19 protein-coding genes and 1 pseudogene are annotated in these 25,523 nt (G+C 66.5%); 11 read left to right on the top strand and 9 right to left on the bottom strand.

Annotated elements, in window-relative coordinates; all coding sequences use genetic code 11:
• Nucleotides 1–555 (bottom strand): annotated as a pseudogene (locus QM685_RS28810) (cell division protein FtsK); the annotation flags it as partial.
• A 169-nt stretch (nt 556–724) separates the two neighbouring features.
• A complete protein-coding gene (locus QM685_RS28805; RefSeq protein WP_415121852.1) occupies nt 725–1,261 on the bottom strand; it encodes an META domain-containing protein in 537 nt (178 codons plus the stop codon).
• Nucleotides 1,262–1,487: 226 nt separating this feature from the next.
• On the opposite strand from QM685_RS28805, the gene purT reads away from it, so the two are divergent.
• The 6 genes from purT (at nt 1,488) to QM685_RS28775 (ending at nt 8,951) form a co-directional block, all read left to right on the top strand.
• Nucleotides 1,488–2,702 (top strand): formate-dependent phosphoribosylglycinamide formyltransferase, encoded by a 1,215-nt coding sequence (gene purT / locus QM685_RS28800; protein ID WP_415121850.1) that lies wholly within the window; start codon nt 1,488–1,490, stop codon nt 2,700–2,702.
• Between the two features lie 129 nt (nt 2,703–2,831).
• Nucleotides 2,832–3,044 carry a DUF6726 family protein gene (locus QM685_RS28795; protein WP_415121848.1) on the top strand — a complete coding sequence of 71 codons (213 nt, stop codon included), beginning with the start codon at nt 2,832–2,834 and terminating at the stop codon, nt 3,042–3,044.
• A 41-nt stretch (nt 3,045–3,085) separates the two neighbouring features.
• On the top strand, nt 3,086–3,466 hold the full coding sequence (locus QM685_RS28790) for an MliC family protein (protein WP_415121846.1): 381 nt from the start codon (nt 3,086–3,088) through the stop codon (nt 3,464–3,466).
• Between the two features lie 276 nt (nt 3,467–3,742).
• Nucleotides 3,743–5,395 carry an acetolactate synthase large subunit gene (locus QM685_RS28785; protein ID WP_415121844.1) on the top strand — a complete coding sequence of 551 codons (1,653 nt, stop codon included), beginning with the start codon at nt 3,743–3,745 and terminating at the stop codon, nt 5,393–5,395.
• A gap of 112 nt (nt 5,396–5,507) precedes the next feature.
• The gene (locus QM685_RS28780; RefSeq protein ID WP_415121842.1) at nt 5,508–6,944 is read left to right on the top strand and encodes an aldehyde dehydrogenase family protein; all 1,437 of its coding nucleotides are present in this window, start codon (nt 5,508–5,510) and stop codon (nt 6,942–6,944) included.
• A 543-nt stretch (nt 6,945–7,487) separates the two neighbouring features.
• On the top strand, nt 7,488–8,951 hold the full coding sequence (locus tag QM685_RS28775) for a DEAD/DEAH box helicase (RefSeq protein WP_415121840.1): 1,464 nt from the start codon (nt 7,488–7,490) through the stop codon (nt 8,949–8,951).
• Between the two features lie 111 nt (nt 8,952–9,062).
• Here QM685_RS28775 and gluQRS read toward each other — a convergent pair whose 3' ends face one another.
• On the bottom strand, nt 9,063–9,953 hold the full coding sequence (gene gluQRS / locus QM685_RS28770; RefSeq protein WP_415121838.1) for a tRNA glutamyl-Q(34) synthetase GluQRS: 891 nt from the start codon (nt 9,951–9,953) through the stop codon (nt 9,063–9,065).
• Between the two features lie 52 nt (nt 9,954–10,005).
• Entirely contained in the window at nt 10,006–10,869 is an 864-nt protein-coding gene (locus QM685_RS28765) for a sulfurtransferase (RefSeq protein ID WP_415121836.1), read from the bottom strand.
• A gap of 227 nt (nt 10,870–11,096) precedes the next feature.
• On the opposite strand from QM685_RS28765, the gene dnaE reads away from it, so the two are divergent.
• The gene (dnaE, locus tag QM685_RS28760; protein WP_415121834.1) at nt 11,097–14,660 is read left to right on the top strand and encodes a DNA polymerase III subunit alpha; all 3,564 of its coding nucleotides are present in this window, start codon (nt 11,097–11,099) and stop codon (nt 14,658–14,660) included.
• A 27-nt stretch (nt 14,661–14,687) separates the two neighbouring features.
• On the opposite strand, the gene QM685_RS28755 is transcribed toward dnaE, so the two are convergent.
• On the bottom strand, nt 14,688–15,449 hold the full coding sequence (locus tag QM685_RS28755) for a glycosyltransferase family 2 protein (RefSeq protein WP_415121832.1): 762 nt from the start codon (nt 15,447–15,449) through the stop codon (nt 14,688–14,690).
• Nucleotides 15,450–15,815: 366 nt separating this feature from the next.
• Here QM685_RS28755 and msbA point away from each other — a divergent pair, with 366 nt between their 5' ends.
• Nucleotides 15,816–17,609 carry a lipid A export permease/ATP-binding protein MsbA gene (msbA, locus tag QM685_RS28750; protein WP_415121830.1) on the top strand — a complete coding sequence of 598 codons (1,794 nt, stop codon included), beginning with the start codon at nt 15,816–15,818 and terminating at the stop codon, nt 17,607–17,609.
• A gap of 70 nt (nt 17,610–17,679) precedes the next feature.
• On the opposite strand, the gene QM685_RS28745 is transcribed toward msbA, so the two are convergent.
• Nucleotides 17,680–18,639 (bottom strand): glycosyltransferase family 2 protein, encoded by a 960-nt coding sequence (locus tag QM685_RS28745; protein ID WP_415121864.1) that lies wholly within the window; start codon nt 18,637–18,639, stop codon nt 17,680–17,682.
• A 340-nt stretch (nt 18,640–18,979) separates the two neighbouring features.
• Between QM685_RS28745 and QM685_RS28740 the strand changes: the two genes are divergently transcribed.
• Nucleotides 18,980–20,083, top strand: a complete 1,104-nt coding sequence (locus tag QM685_RS28740) for a glycosyltransferase (protein WP_415121828.1) — start codon at nt 18,980–18,982, stop codon at nt 20,081–20,083.
• Nucleotides 20,084–20,183: 100 nt separating this feature from the next.
• Here the strand turns inward: QM685_RS28740 and QM685_RS28735 are convergent, their stop codons facing one another.
• The gene (locus QM685_RS28735) at nt 20,184–21,491 is read right to left on the bottom strand and encodes an O-antigen ligase family protein (protein WP_415121826.1); all 1,308 of its coding nucleotides are present in this window, start codon (nt 21,489–21,491) and stop codon (nt 20,184–20,186) included.
• Between the two features lie 253 nt (nt 21,492–21,744).
• Between QM685_RS28735 and QM685_RS28730 the strand changes: the two genes are divergently transcribed.
• Nucleotides 21,745–22,590 (top strand): glycosyltransferase family 2 protein, encoded by an 846-nt coding sequence (locus QM685_RS28730; RefSeq protein WP_415121824.1) that lies wholly within the window; start codon nt 21,745–21,747, stop codon nt 22,588–22,590.
• A gap of 35 nt (nt 22,591–22,625) precedes the next feature.
• Here the strand turns inward: QM685_RS28730 and QM685_RS28725 are convergent, their stop codons facing one another.
• Nucleotides 22,626–22,955 carry a hypothetical protein gene (locus tag QM685_RS28725; protein WP_415121822.1) on the bottom strand — a complete coding sequence of 110 codons (330 nt, stop codon included), beginning with the start codon at nt 22,953–22,955 and terminating at the stop codon, nt 22,626–22,628.
• Between the two features lie 207 nt (nt 22,956–23,162).
• Here QM685_RS28725 and QM685_RS28720 point away from each other — a divergent pair, with 207 nt between their 5' ends.
• On the top strand, nt 23,163–24,092 hold the full coding sequence (locus QM685_RS28720; RefSeq protein WP_415121820.1) for a recombination-associated protein RdgC: 930 nt from the start codon (nt 23,163–23,165) through the stop codon (nt 24,090–24,092).
• A gap of 192 nt (nt 24,093–24,284) precedes the next feature.
• Here QM685_RS28720 and QM685_RS28715 read toward each other — a convergent pair whose 3' ends face one another.
• A complete protein-coding gene (locus tag QM685_RS28715; protein WP_415121818.1) occupies nt 24,285–25,493 on the bottom strand; it encodes an MFS transporter in 1,209 nt (402 codons plus the stop codon).
• Between the last annotated feature and the right edge of the window lie 30 nt (nt 25,494–25,523).

The raw sequence follows: 25,523 nt of genomic DNA, 5'->3' as shown, positions 1-25,523 counted from the left end.
GCCGGCCGTGCCCGCTGCCGCACCGGCGGCACGGCCGCCCGCGGGCGGACGCCAGACTGTCGGCCGCGCATAACGGCCGTTGCTGTTTTTCGGCGCCATCGTATTGGTGGCCGGCGAACCGTGCGACGGCGGACTGTCGTCGACAGTGCGATGGCGGCGCGCTTCCTCGTCGCGCTTCGCGAGCCCGCGCGACAGGCCGAGGCCGAACGCGCCGTCGGCCCACGCGGCGAAGTCGCGCCAGCGAAAATCGATGAGCCACGGAAGACTGATGAGCAGCAGCGCGAGCGCCGCGAGCGGCGTGCCGATATGGCCGAGCAGATGGCCGAGCCCCGCCGCGAGCGCATGACCGAAGCCGTTGACGCCCGCCACGCCGATCAGCGATGCCTCGAGCGTGCAGCTCGCGATCAGTACGCAGACGAAGCCGAGCCACAGGCGGATCGTGCCGGGTCCGCGCAAACCCGCGCCGCCAGGCAGCACCGACTTCACGAGGCGCCACAAAAGAGGAATAAACCAGACGGCCGATCCGCCGAACCAGCCCAAAACTACCGTGTGCATACCAGACATCTGCGAATGACGGACGCGCGATCGCGCAACCCGTCGAGTTTAAACCGGCGAAGCCCGAGGTTTCGAAGGCCGACGCAAGTATGCCTGCGTCGAATGAAAAAGCGGACCGGCGCGCGGCCCGCAACCGGGAAACGACATGTGCCGGGGCGGCCTGCTCGCATCACTTGTCGGCGCGGTCGAACACGAGCGTGTCGCCGTTGTCGAGGATCAACTGCATCTGCTGCGGCGCGCGCATCTGCACGCCGGTGCGATCGATGCGCGTGAGCGCGTCGAGGAACGCTTTTTCGAGATCGCCGCCCGGCGAGACGCACGCCATGCGCGTGCCGGCCAGCGGGCCGAAGCTCAGCTTGCCGTCCTTCAGCATGTACGAACCCATGAAGCGGTTGCAGCCGGAAAAGCCGCTCGCGTGACGCCGGCCGCCTTCGGTGGACAACGTGAGCGTAAGCGGCCCCTGATCCTTCGACGGCACCGGACGCGTCGTGCCGTCGGCGTTCTTCCATGAGCTCAGCACCCAGTTGGTGTTGTCGAGCAGTTGCGTGGCGGCGAGGTTGAACGGATCGGGCGGCGGCGCCGACGTATCGGGATGCTTCGGGATCGCGCAGGCGCCGAGCAGCGCGGCGATGCTCAACGTGGCGACGGCCGTGCGCAGACACGGCGTGAAGCGCGCAAGACGTCGCGGGGTGGAGCGGGTGGGCATGGCGTCGATCCTCTTCAAACTGGCGAAGGCGTAAGGGTAACGTACGAGGCTGGCCCTGCGCGAGCGATGGTGCAACCGTCGAATCGCCGAAGCGGCGGCGCGCGCATCGCGGCCGCCGCTTCGGCGGTTGCAACCACCGCGGCAGCGCCGCGCGGCGAGGGGCCCGCATGTTAACATCGCGTTCTATCCCGTCCCACCCTCATCCCGACTTTTATCTGGAGACCTCATGCAGATCGGCCAACGGATCGGCACGCCGCTTTCTGAATCCGCGACGCGCGTCATGCTGCTCGGCGCCGGCGAGCTTGGCAAGGAAGTGATCATCGCGCTGCAACGGCTGGGCGTCGAAGTGATCGCCGTCGACCGTTATCCGAACGCGCCGGGTCACCAGGTCGCACATCGCGCGCACGTGATCGACATGACCGACCGCGCCGCGCTGCGCGCGCTGGTCGACGAGGAGCGCCCGCACCTGATCGTCCCCGAGATCGAGGCGATCGCCACCGACGAACTCGCCGCGATCGAAGCCGCGGCGCTCGCCGAAGTGATCCCGACCGCGCGTGCCACGCAACTGACGATGAACCGCGAAGGCATCCGCCGCCTCGCCGCCGAGGAGCTCGGCCTCGCGACCTCGCCGTACGCGTTCGCCGACTCGCTCGACGAGCTGCGCGCCGGCATCGCGAAGGTCGGCTATCCGTGCGTCGTGAAGCCGGTGATGTCGTCGTCGGGCAAGGGGCAGTCGGTGCTGAAGAGCGACGCCGACGTCGAACCCGCATGGCAGTACGCGATGGCGGGCGGCCGCGTGAATCACGGCCGTGTGATCGTCGAGGGCTTTATCGACTTCGAATACGAAATCACGCAGTTGACCGTGCGCGCGATCGATCCGGCGAGCGGCGCGGTCAGCACGTACTTCTGCGATCCGATCGGCCACGTGCAGGTGGCGGGAGACTATGTCGAATCGTGGCAGCCGCAGCCGATGAGCCCGCTCGCGCTCGAACGCTCGCGCGAGATCGCGCGCGAGGTGACGGCGGCGCTCGGCGGCCGCGGCCTGTTCGGCGTGGAACTTTTCGTACGCGGCGACGACGTATGGTTCTCGGAAGTGAGCCCGCGCCCGCACGACACGGGGCTCGTCACGCTGTGCTCGCAGCGCTTCTCGGAGTTCGAACTGCATGCGCGCGCGATCCTCGGTCTGCCGGTCGATACGTCGCTGCGCGCGCCGGGCGCGTCGGCGGTGATCTACGGCGGCCTCGACGAAGCCGGCATCGCCTTCGAGGGCGTCGCGGCGGCGCTGGCGGTGCCCAACGTGGACCTGCGCCTGTTCGGCAAGCCGGAAAGCTTCGTCAAACGCCGCATGGGTGTCGCGCTCGCGACCGGCGAAAACATCGACGAAGCGCGTTCGCGCGCGAAACAGGCCGCGGCGGCGGTGCGGCCGGTGTCGGCGAAGTAAGTCGGGGAGTCGAGGCGGGGCGCACGCCATCTGCATGAATGACGAAAGAGAGCCCGCTGTATTCCGCGGGCTGAAGCAAAAGACCCGAAGCAAAAGACCCGAAGTAGAAGACCCGAGGTAGAGGAATATATGGCGCATGAATCGCACGGCAATACCTGGCGCGGCAGCGCCTGCCGTCTCGGCGCGTTCGGCGTGCTGTTCGCGCTGTGCGCGGGGCTCGCCGGCTGCGGTCTCGCGGCCGCGCCGTGCCGGGTCGCGTCGGCGGGGCTCAAGATCGTGCCGGTGGTCGGGCACGTCGCCGCCGCGCCGACCGATGCCTGCGCGGACGCGATCGATCCATGATCGATGCGTTTGCCTGAACCGAGCAACATTCGAGGTGTTCGATGAAGACGTGGCTTGTTGCAACCCTCGCGGCGGCGATGACGGTGACGCTGGCCGCGGCACCTGGTGGCGGAGCATGGGCCGCGCCGCTGCAGTTCGGGCAGATCGAAGGCAAGGACCACCAGACGCGCAAGTATACGTGCGCGACCGGCAAGATTCTCCAGGTCACCTACTGGAACGCGCGGAACGGTCAGAGTTTCGCGGTGGTGCCGGTGAAGGGCACGCCGATGCTGTTCGTCAACACGATCTCCGGGTCCGGCGCGAAATATCAGGCCGGCAGCTATACATGGTGGACCAAGGGGCCGCGCGCCAATCTGTATGACGCAATGAGCGGCGAGAACGCGCCGCCGATGCTGTCCGACTGCGTGACCGTGATCCGCTGATCCACGAGACGCGGGCCTCATGCGGCGGCCGCTTCTTCTCTGCCGCCGCCCGCCTGCGCGCATCGTTTCCGTTCGAGTAGTAAGCTGTCCGGCATGGCATTCGCCATGCTGTCTGCCATGCCGCGCGCCGGGTGTCGGGTGTTGCGCGCGGCCGCCGTTGTCGTCTTCGATCGTCCGTTTCCGGACCCTGATGGTGAAGCAGCGGATGCAACCCGTGGATTGAGCTCATCGGGTTGAGTCCGCTACCTGTCCCCGTGTCATCAAGCGAGACCCTCAATGAAAGCATCGGACCTGTTCGTCAAATCGCTGGAGGCCGAAGGTGTCGAGTACGTATTTGGCATCCCCGGTGAAGAAAATCTCGATCTGCTCGAGTCGCTGCGCCGTTCGAAAATCCGTCTGATCCTCACGCGCCACGAGCAGGCGGCCGGTTTCATGGCCGCCACCTATGGGCGGCTCACCGGCCGCACCGGCGTGTGCCTGGCCACGCTCGGGCCAGGCGCGACCAATTTCGTGACCGCCGCGGCCTACGCGCAACTGGGCGGCATGCCGATGCTGATGGTCACCGGCCAGAAACCGATCAAGTCGAGCAAGCAGGGCCATTTCCAGATCGTCGACGTGGTGCGGATGATGGAGCCGCTCACCAAGTACACGCGGCAGATCGTGTCGATCGGCAACATTCCGGCGGCGGTGCGCGAGTCGGTCCGGCGCGCCGAGGAGGAGCGCCCCGGCGCCACGCATCTCGAGCTGCCCGAGGACGTCGCGCACGAGGAAGGCGACGGCAAGCCGATTCCGAAGAGCTATAGCCGCCGTCCGGTCGCCGAGGAAAAGGCGGTCGCGCGCGCGGTCGAGGCGATCACCGCCGCGAAGCATCCGCTGCTGATGATCGGCGCGGGCGGCAATCGCAAGACCACGACGAAGATGCTGCGCGAATTCGTCGACCAGATCGGCATTCCGTTCTTCACGACGCAGATGGGCAAGGGCGTGATCGACGAATCGCATCCGATGTGGCTCGGCAACGCGACGCTCTCCGACGGCGACTTCGTGCATCGCGCGATCGAGCACGCGGACTGCATCATCAACGTCGGCCACGACGTGATCGAGAAGCCGCCGTTCTTCATGCGCAGCGGCGAGGCGGGCGAGAAGACCGTGATTCACGTGAACTTCCTCGGCGCGGAGGTCGACCCGGTGTATTTCCCGCAGATCGAGGTGGTCGGCGATATCGCCAATGCGGTGTGGCAGTTGAAGGAAAGCCTGAAAAAGCGTCAGGAGCATTGGGACTTCACGCGTTTCAAGGAGATCAAGGAGCACTTCGAGGCGCATCTCGTGAAGGGCCAGCACGACGACCGCTTCCCGATGTATCCGGTGCGGATCGTCAACGACGTGTACGAGACCACGCCGGTGGACGGCATCGTGTGTCTGGACAACGGCATGTACAAGATCTGGTTCGCCCGCTACTACCGCGCGCACGAGCCGAATTCGCTGCTGCTCGACAACGCGCTGGCGTCGATGGGCGCGGGCCTGCCGTCGGCGATCGCGAGCAAGATCGTGCATCCGGAGCGCAAGGTGATCGCGGTGTGCGGCGACGGCGGCTTCATGATGAATTCGCAGGAGCTCGAAACGGCGGTGCGTCTGAAGCTCGATCTGGTGATCCTGATCCTGCGCGACGACGCGTTCGGGATGATCCGCTGGAAGCAGGAAAACATGAACTTCCCGGACTACGGGATGACGCTCGCCAATCCGGATTTCGTCGCGTACGCCGAGAGTTACGGTGCGCAGGGACACCGGATCGAATCCGCCGACGAGTTCGCGCCGCTGCTGCGCGAATGCTATGCGACGCCCGGCGTGCACGTGATCGACGTGCCGATCGACTATTCGGACAACGAGCGCGTGCTCAATCGCGAGATCAAGCGGCTGTCCGCGCGGCTGTGAGCGCGGCGCGGCATGGCCCTTGCTGGCCATGCCGTGATTCGGCTTTATTCGGCGCAGGCCGCTTCCTGAGCGCACGCGGCGGCGTCACGCATCGGATCAAGGAGAACGCGTCATGTTGCAGAAGACCTACCCGTACTACCTCGCCAACGAGCCGGTGGCCGCCAATACCGATCTCGAAGTCACCGACAAATTCAGCGGCGAAGTGGCGACCCGCGTCGCGATGGCCGACGCGGCGGCCATCGACAAGGCGATCGGCCTCGCGGTCGACGCGCTGCCCGCGCTGCGCGCATACCCGCCGTTCAAGCGCCAGGCGGTGCTCGAGCATTGCGTGAAGCGCTTTCGCGAGCGCTACGACGAACTCGCGCTGGCGCTGTGCATCGAGGCGGGCAAGCCGATCAACGATTCGAAGGGCGAGGTCACGCGGCTGATCGACACGTTCAAGGTGGCCGCCGAGGAAAGCGTGCGCATCGACGGCGAGATCATCAATCTGCAGATTTCGCCGCGCGCGAACGGTTACCACGGCTATGTGAAGCGTGTGCCGATCGGGCCGTGCTCGTTTATCTCGCCGTTCAATTTCCCGCTGAACCTGACCGCGCACAAGGTCGCGCCGGCGATCGCCGCGGGCGTGCCGTTCGTGCTGAAACCGGCGAGCCGTACGCCGGTCGGCGCGCTGATCATGGGCGAGATTCTTGCGGAAACCGATCTGCCGAAGGGCGCGTTCTCGATCCTGCCCGCGCACCGCGACGGCGCCGATCTGTTTACCACCGACGAGCGCTTCAAGCTGCTGTCGTTCACCGGTTCGCCCGCGGTCGGCTGGGAGCTGAAGCGGAAGGCCGGCAAGAAGAAGGTGATTCTGGAGCTGGGCGGCAACGCGGCGGCGATCGTCGACGGCGATCAGGGCGGCAAGCTCGACTACGTGGTCGACAGGCTCGCGTTCGGCGCGTTCTATCAGTCGGGGCAGAGCTGCATCGGCGTGCAGCGGATTCTCGCGCACGCGCAGGTCTACGACGCGCTGCGCGAGAAGCTGATCGCGAAGACGAAGTCGCTCGTGATGGGCGATCCGAAGAACGAAAAGACCTTCGTCGGGCCGATGATCTCCGAATCGGAAGCGAAGCGGCTCGCCGGCTGGATGGACGGCGCGGTCGAGGCGGGCGCGAAGATCATCGCGGGCGGCAAGGTCGACGGCGCGATGTTCGAGGCGACGCTGCTCGAAGGCGTGAAGCGCGACACCGAACTCTACCGCAAGGAAGCGTTCGGGCCGGTCGCGGTGCTCGAGCGCTTCGACGATTTCGAGGCGGCGCTCGCGCGGGTCAACGACAGCGATTTCGGCCTGCAGGCCGGCGTGTTCACCGATTCGCTCGCGCACGCGCATCGCGCGTGGGATGCGCTGGAGGTGGGTGGCGTGGTGATCAACGACGTGCCGTCGTTCCGCGTCGACAACATGCCGTACGGCGGCGTCAAGGATTCGGGGCTCGGGCGCGAAGGCGTGCGCTACGCGATCGAGGATATGACCGAGATGCGGCTGATGGTGATGCGGGAGACGTGGTGAGTGGCGGGAGGTGAATCGGGACGGCCGGGCGTGGTCCGCGGCGGGGTTGGCGCGCGGAGCTTCGGGTTGAGCGTGCGGGCTCGACGTCGAGCGCCGGTGCGCCACCCGCCGGAGCGCCGATCCGCCGAACGCGCGTCTGTCATGCCACTGTCGTCCGCGCGCACTACGCTGCGAGCGAAGCCGGCTCGCGCGTGGCGGCGCTTCGCGAGGCCGCGGTGATGGAAGAGACGATGAAAGGGACGGAAGGAGCGACGCCGGCGAGCAACGCAATCCCGCCGGTCCGCTACCGTCGGCCCCACGGGGCGGCCCGCCGCCGCGAGCGCCGGGCCGCAAGCCGCGCCCGCCCGCCACGAGCGATCTTGTCGAGGTGCTACAATACCGGCCTTTCGGCGGGTGTTTCCGCCAGCCGGAGCCGGCCGCATTTCCCGAACTCTGACGGGTCCCAGTGCGGAACGCCGTGGCTCCGCCGTCATCCTGATGCCCTCCGCGGTCCCCACCGCTGCCGCGCGCATCGCGCCAGGCGCATTTTTAGCGAAAGCCACCATGTCCGACACAGCCGTCACGCCCAGCACTGAGACTTTTGATCAATTCGGCCTCGCGCCCGACATCCTGAAGGCCGTCAAGGAATCGGGCTACACCACGCCCACGCCGATCCAGGCGAAGGCGATTCCCGTCGTGCTGGCGGGCCGTGACGTGATGGGCGCCGCGCAGACCGGCACCGGCAAGACCGCGAGCTTCTCGCTGCCGATCATCCAGCGCCTCTTGCCGCAGGCCAATACGAGCGCGTCGCCGGCGCGTCACCCGGTGCGCGCGCTGATCCTCACGCCGACCCGCGAACTCGCCGACCAGGTCGCCGCGAACGTGCATGCGTACAGCAAGCACACGGCGCTGCGCAGCGCGGTCGTGTTCGGCGGCGTCGACATGAATCCGCAGTCCGATCAGCTGCGCCGGGGCGTCGAAATCCTGATCGCGACGCCGGGGCGTCTGCTCGATCACGTGCAGCAGAAAACCGCGAACCTCGGCCAGGTGCAGATGCTCGTGCTTGACGAAGCCGACCGCATGCTCGACATGGGCTTCCTGCCGGACCTGCAGCGCATCCTGAACCTGCTGCCGAAGGAGCGTCAGACGCTGCTCTTTTCCGCGACGTTCTCGGGCGAAATCAAGAAGCTGGCCGCCACCTATCTGCGCGATCCGCAGACCATCGAAGTCGCGCGCAGCAACTCGACCGCGACCAACGTCACGCAGATCGTCTACGAAGTCGCCGAGGGCGACAAGACCGGCGCGGTCGTGCAACTGATCCGCGAGCGCGGCCTGAAGCAGGTGATCGTGTTCTGCAACAGCAAGATCGGCGCGAGCCGTCTTGCGCGCAGCCTGGAACGCGACGGCGTAGTCGCGACCGCGATTCACGGCGACCGCTCGCAGAACGAGCGCATGCAGGCGCTCGACGCGTTCAAGCGCGGTGAGGTCGAGGCGCTGGTCGCGACCGACGTCGCCGCGCGCGGTCTCGATATCGTCGAGCTGCCCGCGGTGATCAACTTCGACCTGCCGTTCAATGCGGAAGACTACGTGCACCGGATCGGCCGCACGGGGCGCGCGGGCGCGTCGGGCGACGCGCTGTCGCTGTGCAGCCCGAACGAGCGCAAGCAACTGGCCGATATCGAAAAGCTGATCAAGCGTCCGCTGGAACTGCAGCGCCTGACCGTCGACACGCCGGTGCGGCATCATCACGAGGATCGTCCGCCGCGCCGCGAGCGCGGCGAAGCACGCGACGAACGCAGCCGCCGCCGCACGGGCGGCGCGTCGGGGTCGTATGACCGGCCGCATCATCGCGCGCAGCCGGTCGACGATTTCTTCCTGAAACCGTACGAGCCGTCGCCGGCTTCGGTGCGCAAGGTCGAGGAGACGGCGGCGTCCAACGGCGCGCCGCAGAAGCCGGCGCCGAAGCGGCAACTGGCCGCGTTGCTCGGCGGTTTTGGGATGCCGAGGAAAACGCCTTCGTCGTCGTAAGATGGGTTGTCGTTCAGCTCAGGGTTCGAGGCGCAAAGCCTTGAACGAGGGTGGCGAGGCTGTACGCGGTTTCATGTCTCAGAATCCGGCAGCCCTCGGGCTTGCACCGCATCATGTCGATGCGCGTATCTTCATCCGTTTCACCCAGGCCGCGGTCGCGGCGCTGTAGAACCGCTCGAGCGTCGCAGGCGGTTCGCTTCCCAGGTCCAGCCCTAGATGCCGCGCCGCCGCGCTGAGCGCTTCGAGCGGCTTGTCGCTATCGAGCGCGGTTGCGCCGTTCTGCTTGCTCAGTTTCTCGCCGTGTTGGTTCGTGACGACCGGCACATGCAGATATTCGGGCGTCGCGACGCCCAGGCAACGCTGCAGATAAATCTGCCGCGCCGTCGAATCCATCAGATCCGCGCCGCGCACGACGTGCGTGATGTCCGCGTCCGCATCGTCCACCACCACCGCCAACTGATACGCCCACTGATCGTCCGCGCGGCGCAGCACGAAATCGCCGACTTCGGTCGCGAGGTTCTGCGTCTGCCGGCCTTGCCAGCGGTCGTCGAACGTGATCACGGCGGCGTCGCCGTCGGGCACGCGCAGACGCCATGCGCGCGCCGGCTTGCCGTTCAGACCCGCGCGGCAGGTGCCGGGGTAGGCGAGCGTCGTGTTGCGCGCGTGCGCGTGCAGCAGCGAATCGGCAATCTCCCGGCGCGTGCAGCCGCATGGGTAGACCAGACCGGTCGATTTCAACTGGGCGAGCGCCTGCTGATAACGCGCGATGCGCTGACTTTGCCAGACCGGCGTTTCGTCGGCGTGCATGCCGAAGCGTTCGAGGGTAGCGAGGATGTCCTCGGCGGCGCCGGGCACGGTACGCGGTCCGTCGATGTCTTCGATGCGCACGTGCCATGCGCCGCGATGCGCGCGCGCGTCGAGCCAGCTGGCGAGCGCGCTGACCAGCGAGCCGAAATGCAGCGGCCCGGTCGGCGACGGCGCGAAGCGTCCGCGATAGGTCATGGTGCGCCGCAAACCCGCATGTCTTTCCGCGCGCCCGTGCCGCTGGCCGCGCTCACGCGGCGCATGCGCCCTGGCTGTCGGGATGGCACGCCGGGCATGTCTTGCCCGCGACGTACAGCGGCGACAACTGCTGCTCGGGCGTGACCACCGCGCGGCAGCCGAAGCATTGCGCGGTCGCGGTCGGTTCGAGTCGCGGGTTCAGCGCAGTACGATAGTCGAATACGAAGCAGTCGCCGTGGTAGTGCGCGCCGCCCACTTCCTCGAAATATTTCAGGATGCCGCCCTCGAGCTGGTACACGTTCTCGATGCCGACCTCCTTCATATGGATCGCCGCCTTCTCACAGCGGATGCCGCCGGTGCAGAACGACACGACCGTCTTGCCTTCGAGATCCGCGCGGTTGTTCTCGATCACCGCGGGGAACTCGCTGAATTTCGTGATGCGATAGTCGAGCGCGTTGTCGAACGTGCCGACGTCGACTTCGAACGCGTTGCGCGTGTCGAGCATCACGACCGGGCGGCCTTCGTCGTCGTGACCGCGGTCGAGCCAGGTCTTCAGCGTGGGCGCGTCGACGAACGGCGCGCGGCCGAGCTCGGGGCGGATCGCCGGCTTCTTCATCGTGATGATTTCACGCTTGAGCTTGACCAGCATGCGTGTGAACGGCTGCTTGTCCGACAGGCTTTCCTTGAATTGCAGATTCGCGAACTTGCCTTCGAAAAGGGGATCGTGGCGGATGTAGTCGATGAACGCGTCGGTATTCGCGCGCGTGCCGGCCACGAACAGATTGATGCCTTCCGGCGCGAGCAGCACGGTGCCGCGCAGGCCGAGCGCATTGCAGCGTTCGGTGACGAGCGGGCGCCAGGCGGCGGTGTCTTCGATGGTCGCGAATTGATACGCGGCGAGATTGACGATACTCATGTGTGTTCAGCGGGAAAGGGGGCCGGCATGGTGGCAGGCTTGCGCGGCCACGTCGGATGAGGCGAAGCCGCTATTATCCCTCAACCCGGCGTTTTGCCGATTCGGCCGAATGGCTGATGGTTTGCGCCAGCGCAAACTCGCGCCGCCGCGCCATCCTGTCGACCCCACCCTGGCCGGATGGCCAACGCGTCTTTTTGGCATGAACACGCCGGAACGGTGGAGTTACAATGTCGCCCATGTCAGATCCCCGCTTCGTTCATCTCCGCGTTCACTCCGAATTCTCGATTGCCGACGGCATCGTGCGCCTCGACGACATCGTCGCGGCGGCGGCCAAAGACGGTCAGGGCGCGCTCGCGCTCACCGACCTCGGCAACGCATTCGGCCTCGTCCGTTTCTACAAGGAAGCGCGTGGCAAAGGGGTCAAACCCATTGCCGGCTGCGACGTCTGGATCACCAATCCGGACGACCGCGACAAGCCTTCCCGTCTGCTGCTGCTGGTCAAGGACCGGCGCGGCTATCTGAACCTCTGCGAACTGCTCAGCAAGGCGTCGCTCACGAACCAGTATCGCGGCCGCGCGGAAATCGAAGCCGGCTGGCTCGAATCCGGTCTCGGCGAGGGGCTGCTCGCGTTGTCGGGCGCGCAGCAAGGCGACATCGGCCTCGCGCTCGCGGCCGGCAACGAGGAGGCGGCCAAACGCAACGCGCGGCATTGGGCGAAGGTGTTTCCAGGCGGCTTCTATATCGAGTTGCAGCGCTGCGGCCAGCCCGGCGGCGAGCAGTACGTGCAGCAGGCGGTCGCGCTGGCGGCGTCGCTGAAATTGCCGGTCGTCGCGACGCACCCGATGCAGTTCATGACGCCGGACGACTTCACCGCGCACGAAGCGCGCGTGTGCATTTCGGAAGGCGACATTCTCGCCAATCCGCGCCGTCAGAAGCGCTTCACGCCCGAGCAGTATTTCCGCACGCAACAGGAGATGACCGAGCTGTTCGCGGACATTCCGTCGGCGCTCGCCAACACCGTGCAGATCGCGAAGCGCTGCAATCTGACGCTCGAACTCGGCAAGCCGAAGCTGCCGCTCTTTCCGACGCCCGACGGCATGTCGCTCGACGACTACCTGGTGCAACTGTCGAAAGAGGGCCTCGAAAAGCGGCTCGAACAGTTGTATCCGGACGAGGCCGAGCGTAACGCGCAGCGCGAAACCTACTACCAGCGCCTCGAATTCGAGTGCGGCACGATCATCAAGATGGGCTTTCCGGGCTACTTCCTGATCGTCGCGGACTTCATCAACTGGGCAAAGAACAACGGCGTGCCGGTCGGGCCGGGTCGGGGCTCGGGCGCGGGTTCGCTGGTTGCGTACGCGCTCGGCGTGACTGACCTCGATCCGCTGCGCTACAACCTGCTGTTCGAACGTTTCCTGAATCCGGAGCGGGTGTCGATGCCCGACTTCGACATCGACTTCTGCCAGCACGGGCGCGACCGCGTGATCCAGTACGTGAAGGACAAGTACGGCGCGAACGCGGTGTCGCAGATCGCGACGTTCGGCACGATGGCGGCGAAGGCGGCGGTGCGCGACATCGGCCGCGTGCTCGATCTCGGCTACATGTTCACCGACGGCGTCGCGAAGCTGATCCCGTTCAAGCCGGGCAAGCACGTGACGATCGCCGACGCGATGAAGGAAGAGCCGCTGTTGCAGGAGCGCTTCGACAACGAAGACGAAGTGCACCAGCTCCTCGAGCTCGCGCAGCGCGTGGAAGGTCTGACGCGTAACGTCGGCATGCACGCGGGCGGCGTGCTGATCGCGCCCGGCAAGCTGACCGATTTCTGTCCGCTCTACACGCAGGGCGACGAAAGCGGCGTCGTCAGCCAGTACGACAAGGACGACGTCGAGGCGGTCGGCCTCGTGAAGTTCGACTTTCTGGGCCTGACCACGCTGACCATTCTGGACTGGGCCGAGCGCTACATCCGCCGCCTCGATCCGTCGAAGCAGGACTGGTCGCTCGCCCAGGTGCCGCTCGACGACCCGGCGTCGTTCTCGATCCTGAAGAAAGCGAATACGGTCGCCGTGTTCCAGCTGGAAAGCCGCGGCATGCAGGGCATGCTGAAAGACGCGCAGCCCGACCGCTTCGAGGACATCATCGCGCTCGTCGCGTTGTACCGTCCGGGTCCGATGGACCTGATCCCGAGCTTCTGCGCGCGCAAGCACGGCCGCGAAACGGTCGAGTATCCGGATCCGCGCGTCGAACCTGTTCTGAAAGAGACCTACGGCATCATGGTCTACCAGGAGCAGGTGATGCAGATGGCGCAGATCATCGGCGGCTATTCGCTCGGCGGCGCCGACCTGCTGCGTCGCGCGATGGGCAAGAAGAAGCCCGAGGAGATGGCCAAGCACCGCGAGATTTTCGCGGAGGGCGCGGCGAAGAACGGCCTCACGCGCGAGAAGGCGGACGAAACCTTCGACCTGATGGAGAAGTTCGCGGGCTACGGCTTCAACAAGTCGCACGCGGCCGCGTACGCGCTGCTCGCGTACTACACCGCGTGGCTGAAGGCGCACCATCCGGCCGAATTCATGGCGGCCAACATGTCGCTCGCGATGGACGACACGGACAAGGTCAAGATCCTGTTCGAAGACTGCCTCGCGAACAAGATGGCCGTGCTGCCGCCGGACGTGAATCTATCGGCGTACCGTTTCGAGCCGGTCGCGGAAGCCGACGGCAAGCGCTCGCGCACGATCCGCTACGGTCTGGGCGCGATCAAGGGCAGCGGCCAGAATGCGATCGAAGAAATTCTGCGCGCGCGCGAAGAAGGTCCGTTCATCGATATTTTCGATTTCTGCAACCGCGTCGATCGCCGCATCGTCAATCGCCGCACGATCGAGGCATTGATTCGTGCCGGCGCGTTCGACACGCTGCACGCGAACCGCGCGCAGTTGATCGCATCGGTGTCGCTCGCCATGGAAGCCGCCGAGCAGGCGGCGGCCAATGCGTTGCAGGCGGGGCTGTTCGATATGGGCGATGCGCCGTCGCAGGGTCACGAACTCGTCGACGAGCCGGAATGGCCGGAAAAGAAGAAGCTCCAGGAGGAGAAGGCCGCGCTCGGCTTCTACCTGTCGGGCCATCTGTTCGATGCGTATAAGGACGAAATACGCCGCTTCGTGCGCCAGAAAATCGGCGAGCTGAAGGAAGGGCGCGACAAGTTGGTCGCGGGCGTGATCGTGTCGCTGCGCACGCAGATGACCCAGCGCGGCAAGATGCTGATCGCGCTGCTCGACGACGGCACCGGCCAGTGCGAAGTGACGGTGTTCAACGAGGTCTTCGAAGAGCACAAGCAGTTGTTCAAAGAAGACGAACTGCTGGTCGTGCAGGGGCAGGCGCGTAACGACGCATTTACGGGCGGCATCCGCTTCACCGTCGAAACGGTCATGGACCTCGGCCGCGCGCGCTGCCGTTACGCGGACTCGGTGAAGGTGCAGATGAACGGCAATGCGGATGCGCTCGCGTTGCGGCGCGTGCTCGAAGCGCATAGCGCGGGCAAGGACGAGCCGGCTGCGGCGCCGGCGGCCGCGCCGCGCGGCAACGGTGGGGGGCGCAACGGCGGCTTCGGCGGCGATGGCGGCCGTCAGCGTCAGCCGGTGCAGATTCCAAACGGACTCGCGGTGCAGGTCGTTTATCGCAGCGAGAACGCGCAGGGTGAGATGCGTCTCGGCGACGCGTGGCGCGTGAAGCCGACCGATGAACTGCTCGCCGCGCTGCGCGGCGAGTTCGCGGGTAGCTCGATCGAGATCGTCTATTGACGGATGGCGGGATGGCGTGGTCGCCGCTTACCGCCCGCCGGTCTCTTCCAGGCGTGCGAGCTTCAGAAACCGGTAGTACACCGTCTCCGCATTGAACAGTGCGATCATCAGGCCGGCGCGGCCGTCCAGAAAACCGCGCCGCAGCAGGTAGGTGCGCACGAAGGCCCACAGGCCGCGCCCGAGCGCGAGGCGAATGCCGCCGCGCTGCCCGGCCAGGTAACGCTGCCGCGCGCCGGCCGTCGAATACGCGTCGAGCTTGCGCAGTACGGCCTCGTAGTCTTCGTACGAGTAGTGCATCAGCTTGCCGGTCAGGCGCTGCGCGGGTGTGTCGAACACGAGGCGCTCGTGCACGAGGTCGTCGGAGAAGCGCGCGGTGCCGCGTTTGAAGAGGCGCGGAATCCAGTCCGGATACCAGCCGCTGTGATGAACCCAGTGGCCGCAGAAACTCGATAGACGATCCACCGCGTAGACATCGGCGGCGGGCGCCGTGACGGCGGCGCGGATCGACGCGGCGAGTTCGGGCGTGACGATTTCGTCGGCGTCGAGCGACAGGATCCAGTCCGTCGTGAGCGCGTCCACCGCGCGGTTCTTTTGCGGGCCGAAGCCGGGCCAGTCCGTCTGTTCGATCACGCGGGCGCCGTGCGCGCGGGCGATGTCGGCGGTGCCGTCGGTGCTGCCGCCGTCGATCACGACGATCTGATCGGCGAAGGCCACGGCCTGCAGGCATTCGGCCAGCCGCGCCGCCGCGTTCCGGGTGATGAGGGCGACGCCGAGAGTGGTTTCTTGCATACCTGGGTTGCGTGGAGGACGAAATGACGGAGTGGCCCACGCAGGCGGGCCGATTGCGCGCGGGCGGATTCGCCAGCCAGAGCGCCAGCCCGCGCCGCGCGAACACATGACCGCGCACACCCTCTTCGCGAGCGGCAAACGAACCGACGAATACGCCGACGAATGCACCACCAAACGAGCAGCGAGTATACACAGCCAATCCGTCCCCACGCCAGCGCGCCGCCCCGCCGTGTCTTTGCGCGCATGGCGTTACGCACTCCGCGCCGGCGGTCATCTTCAACCGATTACAATGCTCTTTTTTAATATTTCACGCGGCGGCCGGACCGTGCGCCGCGTGCTCGCCGTTTCGCATTTTCAGAGGATTCCTTGAGCGCGAAGCCAACGTTAAGCAAACCCATGGGTTCAGGCGATGCGTCGTCGCCGGCTGTCGTCCTGCGCCGCCTGTGGCCGTTCATCAAGCCGCTGCTGTGGGTCCTGCTCGGCGCGATCGCCGCGATGGCGGTGAGCGCCGGCACCGACGCCGCCATCCCCGCGCTGCTCAAGCCGCTGCTCGACAAGGGCTTCGGCTCCCATGCGGTCGACAAGACCAAGTGGCTCGTGCCGATCGCGGTGATCGGCCTCGCGCTGATCCGCGGCGTCTCGCAATACGCATCCGGCTACCTGCTCGCGTACGTGTCGAACAGGATCCTGCTCGAACTGCGCCTGAAGATGTTCAACCGCATGATCCACACGAGCGTCGCGTTCTTCCAGCGCGAGACCGCGAGTACCGTGATCAACGCGATCGTCTTCGAGGTCAACCAGATTCTCAACGTGCTGCTGAGCGTGATGGTCACGCTCGTGCGCGACTCGCTGACCGTGATCTTCCTGCTCGGCTATCTGTTCTATCTGAACTGGCGCCTGACGCTGATCGTCGCGGTGCTGCTGCCGGGCATCGGCTGGCTGGTCGGCAAGATCAACCGCCGGCTGCGGCGCCTGAACCGCGAGCATCAGTTGCTCACCAACGAGCTGTCGTACATCGTCGAGGAGACGGTCGGCGGCTACAAGGTCGTCAAGGTGCATAACGGCGAACAGTACGAGATCGACCGCTTTACCGCGATGAGCAAGCGCCTGCGCGGCTACGCGATGCGCATGACCGTCTCCGGCGGCCTCGCGCAGCCGCTGACGCAGTTCCTCGCGTCGATCGCGCTCGCGGTCGTGATCACGATCGCGGTGGTGCAGTCGTCGTCGGATCAGACGACGGTCGGCGGCTTCGTCGCGTTCGTCACGTCGATGCTGCTGATCATCTCGCCGTTGAAGCACCTGATGGACGTAAACCAGCCGCTGCAGCGCGGCATGACCGCGGCCGAACTGATTTTCGGTCTGATCGACGAGCCGGCCGAGCCGGAAGGCGGCGGCAAGCCGCTCGAGCGCGCGCGCGGCGAAGTCGAGTTCCGCGACGTGTCGTTCAGCTACGGCACGAACTCCACGCACCACCGCCATACCCTCGATCAGGTGTCGTTCAAGGTCGCGCCCGGCGAGATGGTCGCGCTCGCGGGGCCGTCCGGCAGCGGCAAGACCACGCTGGTGAACCTGCTGCCGCGCTTTTTCGATCCGACCGGCGGCGCGATTCTCGTCGACGGCGTTGCGCTGCCCGAATACGACCTGCACGCGCTGCGCGGGCAGATCGCGATGGTGAGTCAGGACGTCGTGCTGTTCAACGACACGATCTCGCATAACGTCGCGTACGGTCAGGATGCCGATCCGGACAAGGTCAAGGCGGCGCTGCGCGCGGCCAACCTGTGGGACACCGTGCAGGCGATGCCGCAGGGTATCGAAACGCTGGTCGGCGACAACGGCATGATGCTGTCGGGCGGCCAGCGCCAGCGTCTCGCAATCGCGCGCGCGATCTACAAGGACGCGCCGATCCTGATTCTCGACGAAGCGACCTCGGCGCTCGATTCCGAATCCGAGCGCCACGTGCAGGCCGCGCTCGAAACGTTGATGAAGGGCCGCACGACGCTCGTGATCGCGCACCGCCTTTCGACGATCGAGCGCGCCGACCGGATCCTCGTGATGGAAGCAGGGCGGATCGTCGAGCGCGGCAGCCATCGCGAGTTGCTGGCGCAGGACGGGCTGTACGCGCATCTGCATCGCATCCAGTTCCAGCAGACCGCGGCGTGAATGGGCGCGTTTTAGCGCGCGCGATAGCAGCCATGCGGGACCCGGGCCCGGCGTTCAGCCCGCCTGAACTTCAGCGCCTGTTTCCGCGCACGACCCGCTTGATCCAGAGCCCCGGCGCGTAAACCACCGGGCAGCTCGCATACAGAAACATCCGGATCCGCAGCCCGAGCTTCACCCCGGCACTGCGCGTCAACAGCCCGAGCCGCTCGCCCGGCCCAGCCGCTTCGAACATCGCGTGGATGAACTGCTCGCGCGCGAGCTTCGGCGCCATCGCCGCGCGCATGCGTTCGCCGACGCCGGCGATGTCCGCGTCGCGCTGCAACTGCGCGAGCTCCGCGAGTCCATAACGATTGCTCTGCCGCATCCGCGCGATCAGCTCGTCGACCGACTGGTAGCGCCGTTTGCGCGAGAGCCCGCCGCGCCGGTAGCGCACCAGCGGCTCGCGCAGGCTGATTGCGCCGCCCGACAGGATCGCGCGCAGCACCATGATCTGATCTTCGGCCGCGGCGCCCGGCAGCATCGGCCCGAAGCGCTCGATCAACCGTCGCGACCATGTGTGTGCCGCGCCGATCAGCCAAGGACGGCCGGCGAGCCAGTCGTCGAAGCCGCGGTAGCCGTCGAGTTCGGTCGGACTCACGCACTCGTGCACGTGGCCGGCTTCGTCCATGTCGGCGAGATCGGTCGCGATCAGGTCGGGACGGCGGCCGTGCGCGAGCCAGCAAGCGACGACGCGCTCGCAGCGCTCGGGCGCGGACATGTCGTCGCCCGCGGCGACGAACAGCAATTCTCCCCGCGCCATCTGCGCGAGTTGCGACAGATGCGCGCTGATGCCCTGGTTGACCGTGTTGCGCCGCGTGATCACGCGGTGCGGCCCGTCGTAGCCGGCGAGCGCCGCTTCGATCGCGGCGAAGGTGGCGTCGCTGGACGCGTCGTCGGATACGATGATTTCGAGCGGCTGATAAGTCTGCGCGAGTGCGCTGCGCACCGCGTCGCCGATCTGCTGCGCCTGGTTGTAGGCGATCACGAGCATCGAGACGAGCGGGCGGTCGCTGCCGGAGCCGGTGGCTGGCGCAGCCGGCGCGGCGGCCTGCGCTGACACGTTGGGATCGGCGGGCGCGCGGGGTAGGGCGGACGTGGCGGGCGGCGGGCTATCGGTCATGGAGTCGGGGCAAAGGCGATTGGTCTAGATTCTAGCCGCTGACAGAGGCGCCGCGCGGCGGACCCGGCAAGCAGAGCCCGAGACCGGCAGGGCAGACCAAACCAGGCCCGCAATAACGCAGCCCCACGAACCCCATCCTTTACAATTGCCGCTGCCCCGATACCCCGCACGCGCGGCCCGTTACGCGCGTGCGCCTCACCGAGACCGATCCTTGACAGAGCCAACCCGCGAGCCGAGCCGCGACCCGAGCGGCCGTCCCCTCACCGACATCGCGTTGACCGCCCAGGCGCTGAAGAATAGCGGCGGCGCCGAGCGCTACACGCGCGATGTGATCGCCGGTCTGCATCGGCTCGGTCTGCGTCCGACGCTGTTCGCGCGCGAGATCGACCGCGCGCTGCCCGAGGCCGCATGGATCGACGCGCAGCCGCTCAACGTGCGCTGGGCGCCGCGCAAGCTGCGCAATCTCGCGTTCGACTGGCGTCTGAAGCAGCGCCTGAAGCGGCATCGTCCCGCCTGCGTGTTCTCGATCAATCACTCGACGCATGCCGATGTCGCGCTGTGCGGCGGCACGCATCCGGGCTCGCTCGAAGCGGCGGGCCGCGCGCCGCGCCGCAGCGACGAATGGCAGATCGCGCTCGAGCGGCGCGTCTATACGCGCGCGCGTTCGATCGTCGCGCATTCGCAACTGATGAGCCGCGAGCTGCAGCGCTTTTACGGCGTGCCGGCCGAGCGCATCGACGTGCTTTATCCGCCGGTCGATACCGAACGCTTCAAACCGCTCGACGACGCCGCGCGCGCGGCGGTGCGCCGTCGACTGGATCTGCCGGAAGACCGCGTGATCTTCGTGTTCTCGTCGACGAGCCATGAGCGCAAGGGCTATCCGCTGCTGGAGGCGTTTTTCTCGCGCACGACGCTGCCGGTGTGCCTCGTCGTGGCCGGCCGCCCGGTGGCGAAAACCGGCGACACGATCCGCTATGCCGGCTACAGCAAGGAGATCGAGAAGCTGTTCGCGGCCGCCGACTTCACGGTCGTCGCGTCGGCGTACGAGCCGTTCGGGCTGGTTGGCGTCGAATCGGTGATGTGCGGCACGCCGCTCGTGATCGCGGACAATGTCGGCTCGGCGGAGACCGTGACCGGCGCGGCGAAGATCGGGTTTTCGCGGCAGTCGGCGGGCAGCTTCGAGCGCGCGATCGAGCAGGCGGTGGAACGCGTGAAGAGCGGCGGCGCGCGGATTGCGGCGCCGCGCGACAGTCTCGTGTACGACCCGAGCGTCGACGCGCATGTCGCCGCGCTTTATGAGCTGTTCATGCGTTGATTCGCGCCGCGCTGAAGGTCGAAGCGTGGCGCGACGCCGGACACTCACTCGAGCCTTCACTGCGCCATGCGTTGCGCAGTTCACGGAAAGGGGCAGCAGGTCACTTCACCTCGGCCCGCGTTCCCCCGCATCCGTTGTCCCGCGCGAGCGTCGCCATTCGCGGCTCGCACTGCAATTCACGCTTTCTTGCATCGATCACCGCCAGCAGCGTCGCGACCAGCAGCGCGAGCAGCACCGTGACCATGATCGGCACGAGCACGTCGATCGTGAGCCCGAAAATCACGGTGCTCGTCGCGACCGCGAGGCCGGCATACGCGGCAGCGCGAATCGTGGGATCGGCGGCGTATCGGTGCCGCCAGAAATAGATCGACATCCCGTAATAGAGCAGCAGCAGGCAGATCACGCCGATCAGGCCCATCTCGGCGAGCGTCGAGAAAAAGTCGCTATGCGCGCGCTCGTTGACGATTTCGGCCTTCACTTCGCCGCGTTTGGCCATCGCGCCGAGTTCTTCGACCAGATGGCCCTTGCCGATGCCGTACAGCGGATGGTGCATGAAAATGAGCCGCGACGCGTCCCACAGTTGCAGGCGCAGGCCCGTGGCCGTGTAGTCTTCGCCCTTGTGCATCATCGACACGTCGTTCGGCACTTCGGCCAGCCGCTTGTGAATGCGTCCGGTCGACAGCAGCCCGCCCGCCGCGATCACGATCGCGAGCGTCGCGATCGCGAACCGCTTCTTATGCGTGAACCAGTGGTACTGCATGCCGAGCAGCACGACGAACACCGGCACCGCGAGCCAGCCGCCGCGCGTGCCCGACAGGAACGACGCATAGCCGCCCGCTACCAGCGCCAGCGCGCGCGGCACCAGCACGCGCCAGTCGCGCGGGTTGTCCCAGCCGAGCGTGAACACCGACAGGAACGCGAGCAGCAGCGCGGTATCGCCGAACGGAATCGCGTTCGTGTACGAGTTGTTCAGACGGTTCGCGTCGGTCCAGCCGCCCGGCGGCTGATCGATGATCGCCCACAGGCCGACCGCGAGCGCGCCGGCCGCGCAGCCCCAGCCGATCATCCGCAGATTGCGCGACGGCAGTTGCCGCAGCAGCAGGAACACCGGCAACGCGAACACGAAGCGCGACAGCGCGTCGAACTGGCGCGGCAGCCAGTAGCCGAACACAAGCTGCTGCACGCCGATCGCGACGACGAGCGCGAGCATCCCGATGGTGAACCAGCGGTAAGTGCGCAGCGCGGAGAAATAGCCCGGCAGGCGCCGGTTGACTACGGCCGCGCCGAGCGCGAGCGCGACGATCGCGAAGAAACAGTACCCGGTGCCGCCGCGCCAGATCAGATTGACCGCGGGCGCGAGAAACAGCAGGACCGTCGTGAGCCAGACCAGGCTGGAAGCAAAAATCATAGGTCTACGATATGTAAGAACACTACCGTTCCGGTGGTGGATTGCTGGGGCGCCGGACCATTTGAATTTTTTCAAGACGGCAGAGCGATCCGGATTATAACCATGTGCTTCCTTGCAGAATGCTTGCTGCCGCACGCGGTAAGGATACGGCTGCGTCGATCGCGCGCCGGGGCGGGGGCGGTACAATCGCGCGACACTCATGGCCGGCGCGCGGCGCATGCCGCGCCCGCATCCAGCCCAACGGACCGACCCGATGTTCTCAATCATCATCCCGACCTGGAACAACCTGCCTTACCTGCGCCTCGTGATCAGAAGCCTGCGGCGTCATTCGACGCACCAGCACCAGATCATCGTGCACGTGAACGACGGCTCGGACGGCACGCTCGCCTGGGTGCGCGACGAGGGCATCGAGCACACGGAGTCGCCCGGCAACATCGGCATCTGCCACGCGGTCAACATCGCGGCGGCGCGCGCGACGCGCGACTACATCGTCTATATGAACGACGACATGTACTGCTGCCCCGGCTGGGACGACGCGCTCGTCAAACGCCTCGCGCGGATGCCGGCCGACAACCTGTTCATGCTGTCCGGCACGATGGTCGAGCCGGTCGATTCGGGCAACCCGTGCGTGGTGGTGCGCGATTTCGGCCGAGACGCGCAGGTGTTTCGCGCCGACGAGCTGGTCGCCGCGACGCCGGACCTCGTGCGCGCCGACTGGCGCGGCGCGACGTGGCCGCCGACGCTCGTGCATCGCGACTGGTGGTTCAAGGTGGGGGGCTACAGCAGCGAACTGAGCCCGGGCATGAGCAGCGACAACGATTTCTCGATGAAGCTGTGGGATGCGGGCTGCCGCGTGTTCCTCGGCGTCGGCGACAGCCTCGTCTATCACTTCCAGCAGAAGAGCACCGGCAAGGTCGTCAAGAACGACGGGCGCCGCCAGTTTCTCAACAAGTGGGGAATGACGCAGGCGACCTTCGACCGCTACTACCTGCGGCGCGGCACCGCGGTCGACGGCGCGCTCGCGGTCGGCGATCCGGAACCCACCGGCCGGCTGCGGCGCGCGCTGTTGAAGTCGCGCATCAAGCGCGCGTTGGGGTGACGGGGGCGGGCGGCGCGCGGGGCGGTGCCCGGGCTTCAGACCCCGCCGGTCACGAGCGGCAGCACCGTCAGATCCGGGTGCGTGCCGTCGACGATGCTGCGTCCCACGTGCACTGCTTCGTAGAGCGCTTCGTCCTGACTCGCGAAGCTTTCTTCGCCGTCCGCGTGAAACGGCACCGCATGGCCCGGAATATGGGGATCGGCGCCCGGATGGCAGACGTAGCCCAGATACGTGTAGCGGATGTCCCGCGCGTCCGGCGCGCCGGCTGCATGAGACGCGTCGGGCGGGTTCTTCTCGACAGGCGATACATGGATTTCGAAGCCCTCGTATTCCACCGTCTGCCAGGCTGCGGTTTCATCGGCCATGGCCGCCTCCGTCCTGATCTTTCCTATCAAAAAGTCTAGGTGATTTGCCGTTAAAACGCGCATGAACAACCCTTGGAGAAAGCCTCTATAAAAGGATTTTCATATTCAGATTGAAAATCCGTTCGCGTAACGCAATGCCCCGTCAAAACCGCTGGAAGCACTTACGTCGGATAAAATGGCGCGCTTTGCCCGGAATCGACTTCGCTCATGTGGTTCAAAAACCTTCAGTTGCACCGTCTTCCCGCTCCGTGGTCCGTCACCCCCGAACAGATGCAGAAGTGGCTCGCGCCGTACGCGTTCGCGCCCGGCAACAGCGTCGAGATGCAGGCGCACGGCTGGGCGCCGCCGCGTGACGGCGACTCGCTCGTGTACGCGCTCAACGGCCAGATGCTGCTGACGTTTCGCGCGGAAAAGAAGCTGCTGCCCGCGTCGGTCGTCACGCAGGTGACGCGCGAGCGCGCGCTCGAACTCGAGGAGCAGCAGGGTTTCAAGCCCGGCCGCAAGCAGCTGCGCGAGTTGAAGGAGCAGGTCACCGACGAGTTGCGGCCGCGCGCGTTCAGCATCCGCCGCGACACGCGCGTGTGGATCGATGGCAGGAACGGCTGGCTCGTGATCGATGCGGCGTCGCAGGCGGTTGCCGACGACGTGCGCGGGCTGCTCGTGAAGTCGATCGATCAGTTGCCGCTGATGACGGTGCGCGTCAAGCAGTCGCCGGTCGCGGCGATGACCGGCTGGCTGCTCGACGGCGACGCGCCTTCGGGCTTCACGCTCGATCAGGACACGGAATTGCGCTCGGCGACCGAAGGCAACGCGACGGTGCGCTACGTCGGCCATACGCTGGATATCGACGACATGCGTCGCCACATCGAAGCGGGCAAGCAATGCATGCGGCTTGCGATGACATGGAACGATCGCGTGTCGTTCGTGCTGACGCCGTCGCTGACGATCAAGCGCGTGACGCCGCTCGACGTGCTGAAGGAAGCGAGCGATCCGACCGCGCAGAACGACGACGAACGCTTCGATTCCGACGTCGCGCTGATGACCGCCGAGCTCGATCGCATGCTGACCGATCTGGTCGAGGCGTTGGGCGGCGAACAGGGCGAGGAAGGCTTCGCGTTGCCGCGGGCGGCGGCCTGATTGCGCGATGAGCGCGCGCGGCGCAAGACCGGCGCGGCTGCCTCGAGTTCGACGCCGCTGGAAAACGATAGCCGCATCAATGGCTTGCGGACTTTTCCGGAAAGTTATGCACAGATTTGCCAACAAAAACTGTGGGTAACTTCGGCTTCGGCGCGTGTGCGCGAAAGTCACCACCTTCGCGCCGTCATGCGGTCATTCCTCGAGCAGCAGCGCGCGTTTGCGCCGTAGCAGCGCCGAGCCGGCCGAGACCGCCGCGCCGATGCCGCCCATCGTCAGCGATAGCGTGACGATCAGTGGGCCGGTTTGCGCGCGCGCGGAAAAGATGCTGACCAGCAAACCGGCGAGCGGCTGCGTCAGGTTGTTCAGCAGGATCGCGACGCCGATGGTCTTGCCGTAGTCCTCGGGCGGAATGATCTGCAAACGCGCGCTGCGGATATAGACGTTGAACATCTTGTCGAAGCCGACGATCAGCAGGAAGCCGAGCGCATAGCCCCACGGCGCCGCGCTCGCGCCGGCGATCACGCCGCCCGCGCAGATCGTCACGAATGCGACGAGGCCGAGTACGCGCGCGGGCCATCCGGCGCGCGCGACCGTCAGCAGAACCAGCACCGTGGCGATCGCGCCGGCCGTTTGCAGGCCCGCGTAGTAGCGGTTCGATTGCGCGTGAAAGCCCGTCACCATCGCCGCCGAGGTCGCGAGCGTCACGCCGATCACGAGGTTTTCGGCGGCCGCGAGCAGGATGACTTTCCTGAGACCCGGCAGCGTCCACACATGATGCAGCGCGACGCGCAACGGCTGCGTCCAGTGGCCGGCGGGCGCGGGTGCGACAGTGGGCGCGCGAAAGCCGCTTAGCCGCTGCCAGACGAACAGCGCGGCGTCGGCGGCGAGAAACAGCACGCCGCTTGCCGCGACCACCGATTCCCAGCGCCACACGCCGAGCAGCAGCGCGGCCAGCATCGGACCGAGCACGAAGCCCAACTGGTCGGCCAGTTGCGAGTAGGCGAGCACGCGCTGAATCTGCTGCGTGCTGAAAATTTGCGGCAGCATCACCTCGCGCGCGACGAGCCCCTGGCTCGTCAGCACGCCGCACGCGGCCGACAGCGCGATCAGCCAGCCGATGCCGCCGAACACCGCATACGCGGCAATGCCGCCGAAGCACGCGAGCGCGCGCGCCGCCTGGCTCACGCGCATCAGCCGAAGCGGCGGAAAGCGGTCGCACAATGCGCCGAAGAGCGGGAAGACGAGGTAGCGCGGCAGCGTTTCGATGAAGAACGCGAGGCCGGACCACGAGACCTCGCGTGTCGTCTGGAATACGACGAGCGGGACGAGAAAGAGCAGGATCTGATCGGCGAGACGCGCGACAAACAGCGAGCAGAAGAAAGCCTGATGATTGACGCGCACCGTGAATGTCCCGCCGTTTTATGGATCGAG

This window comes from Paraburkholderia sp. (assembly GCF_047605525.1).
Lineage (GTDB): Bacteria > Pseudomonadota > Gammaproteobacteria > Burkholderiales > Burkholderiaceae > Paraburkholderia.
This window is presented reverse-complemented; position numbering and strand designations above follow the sequence as displayed.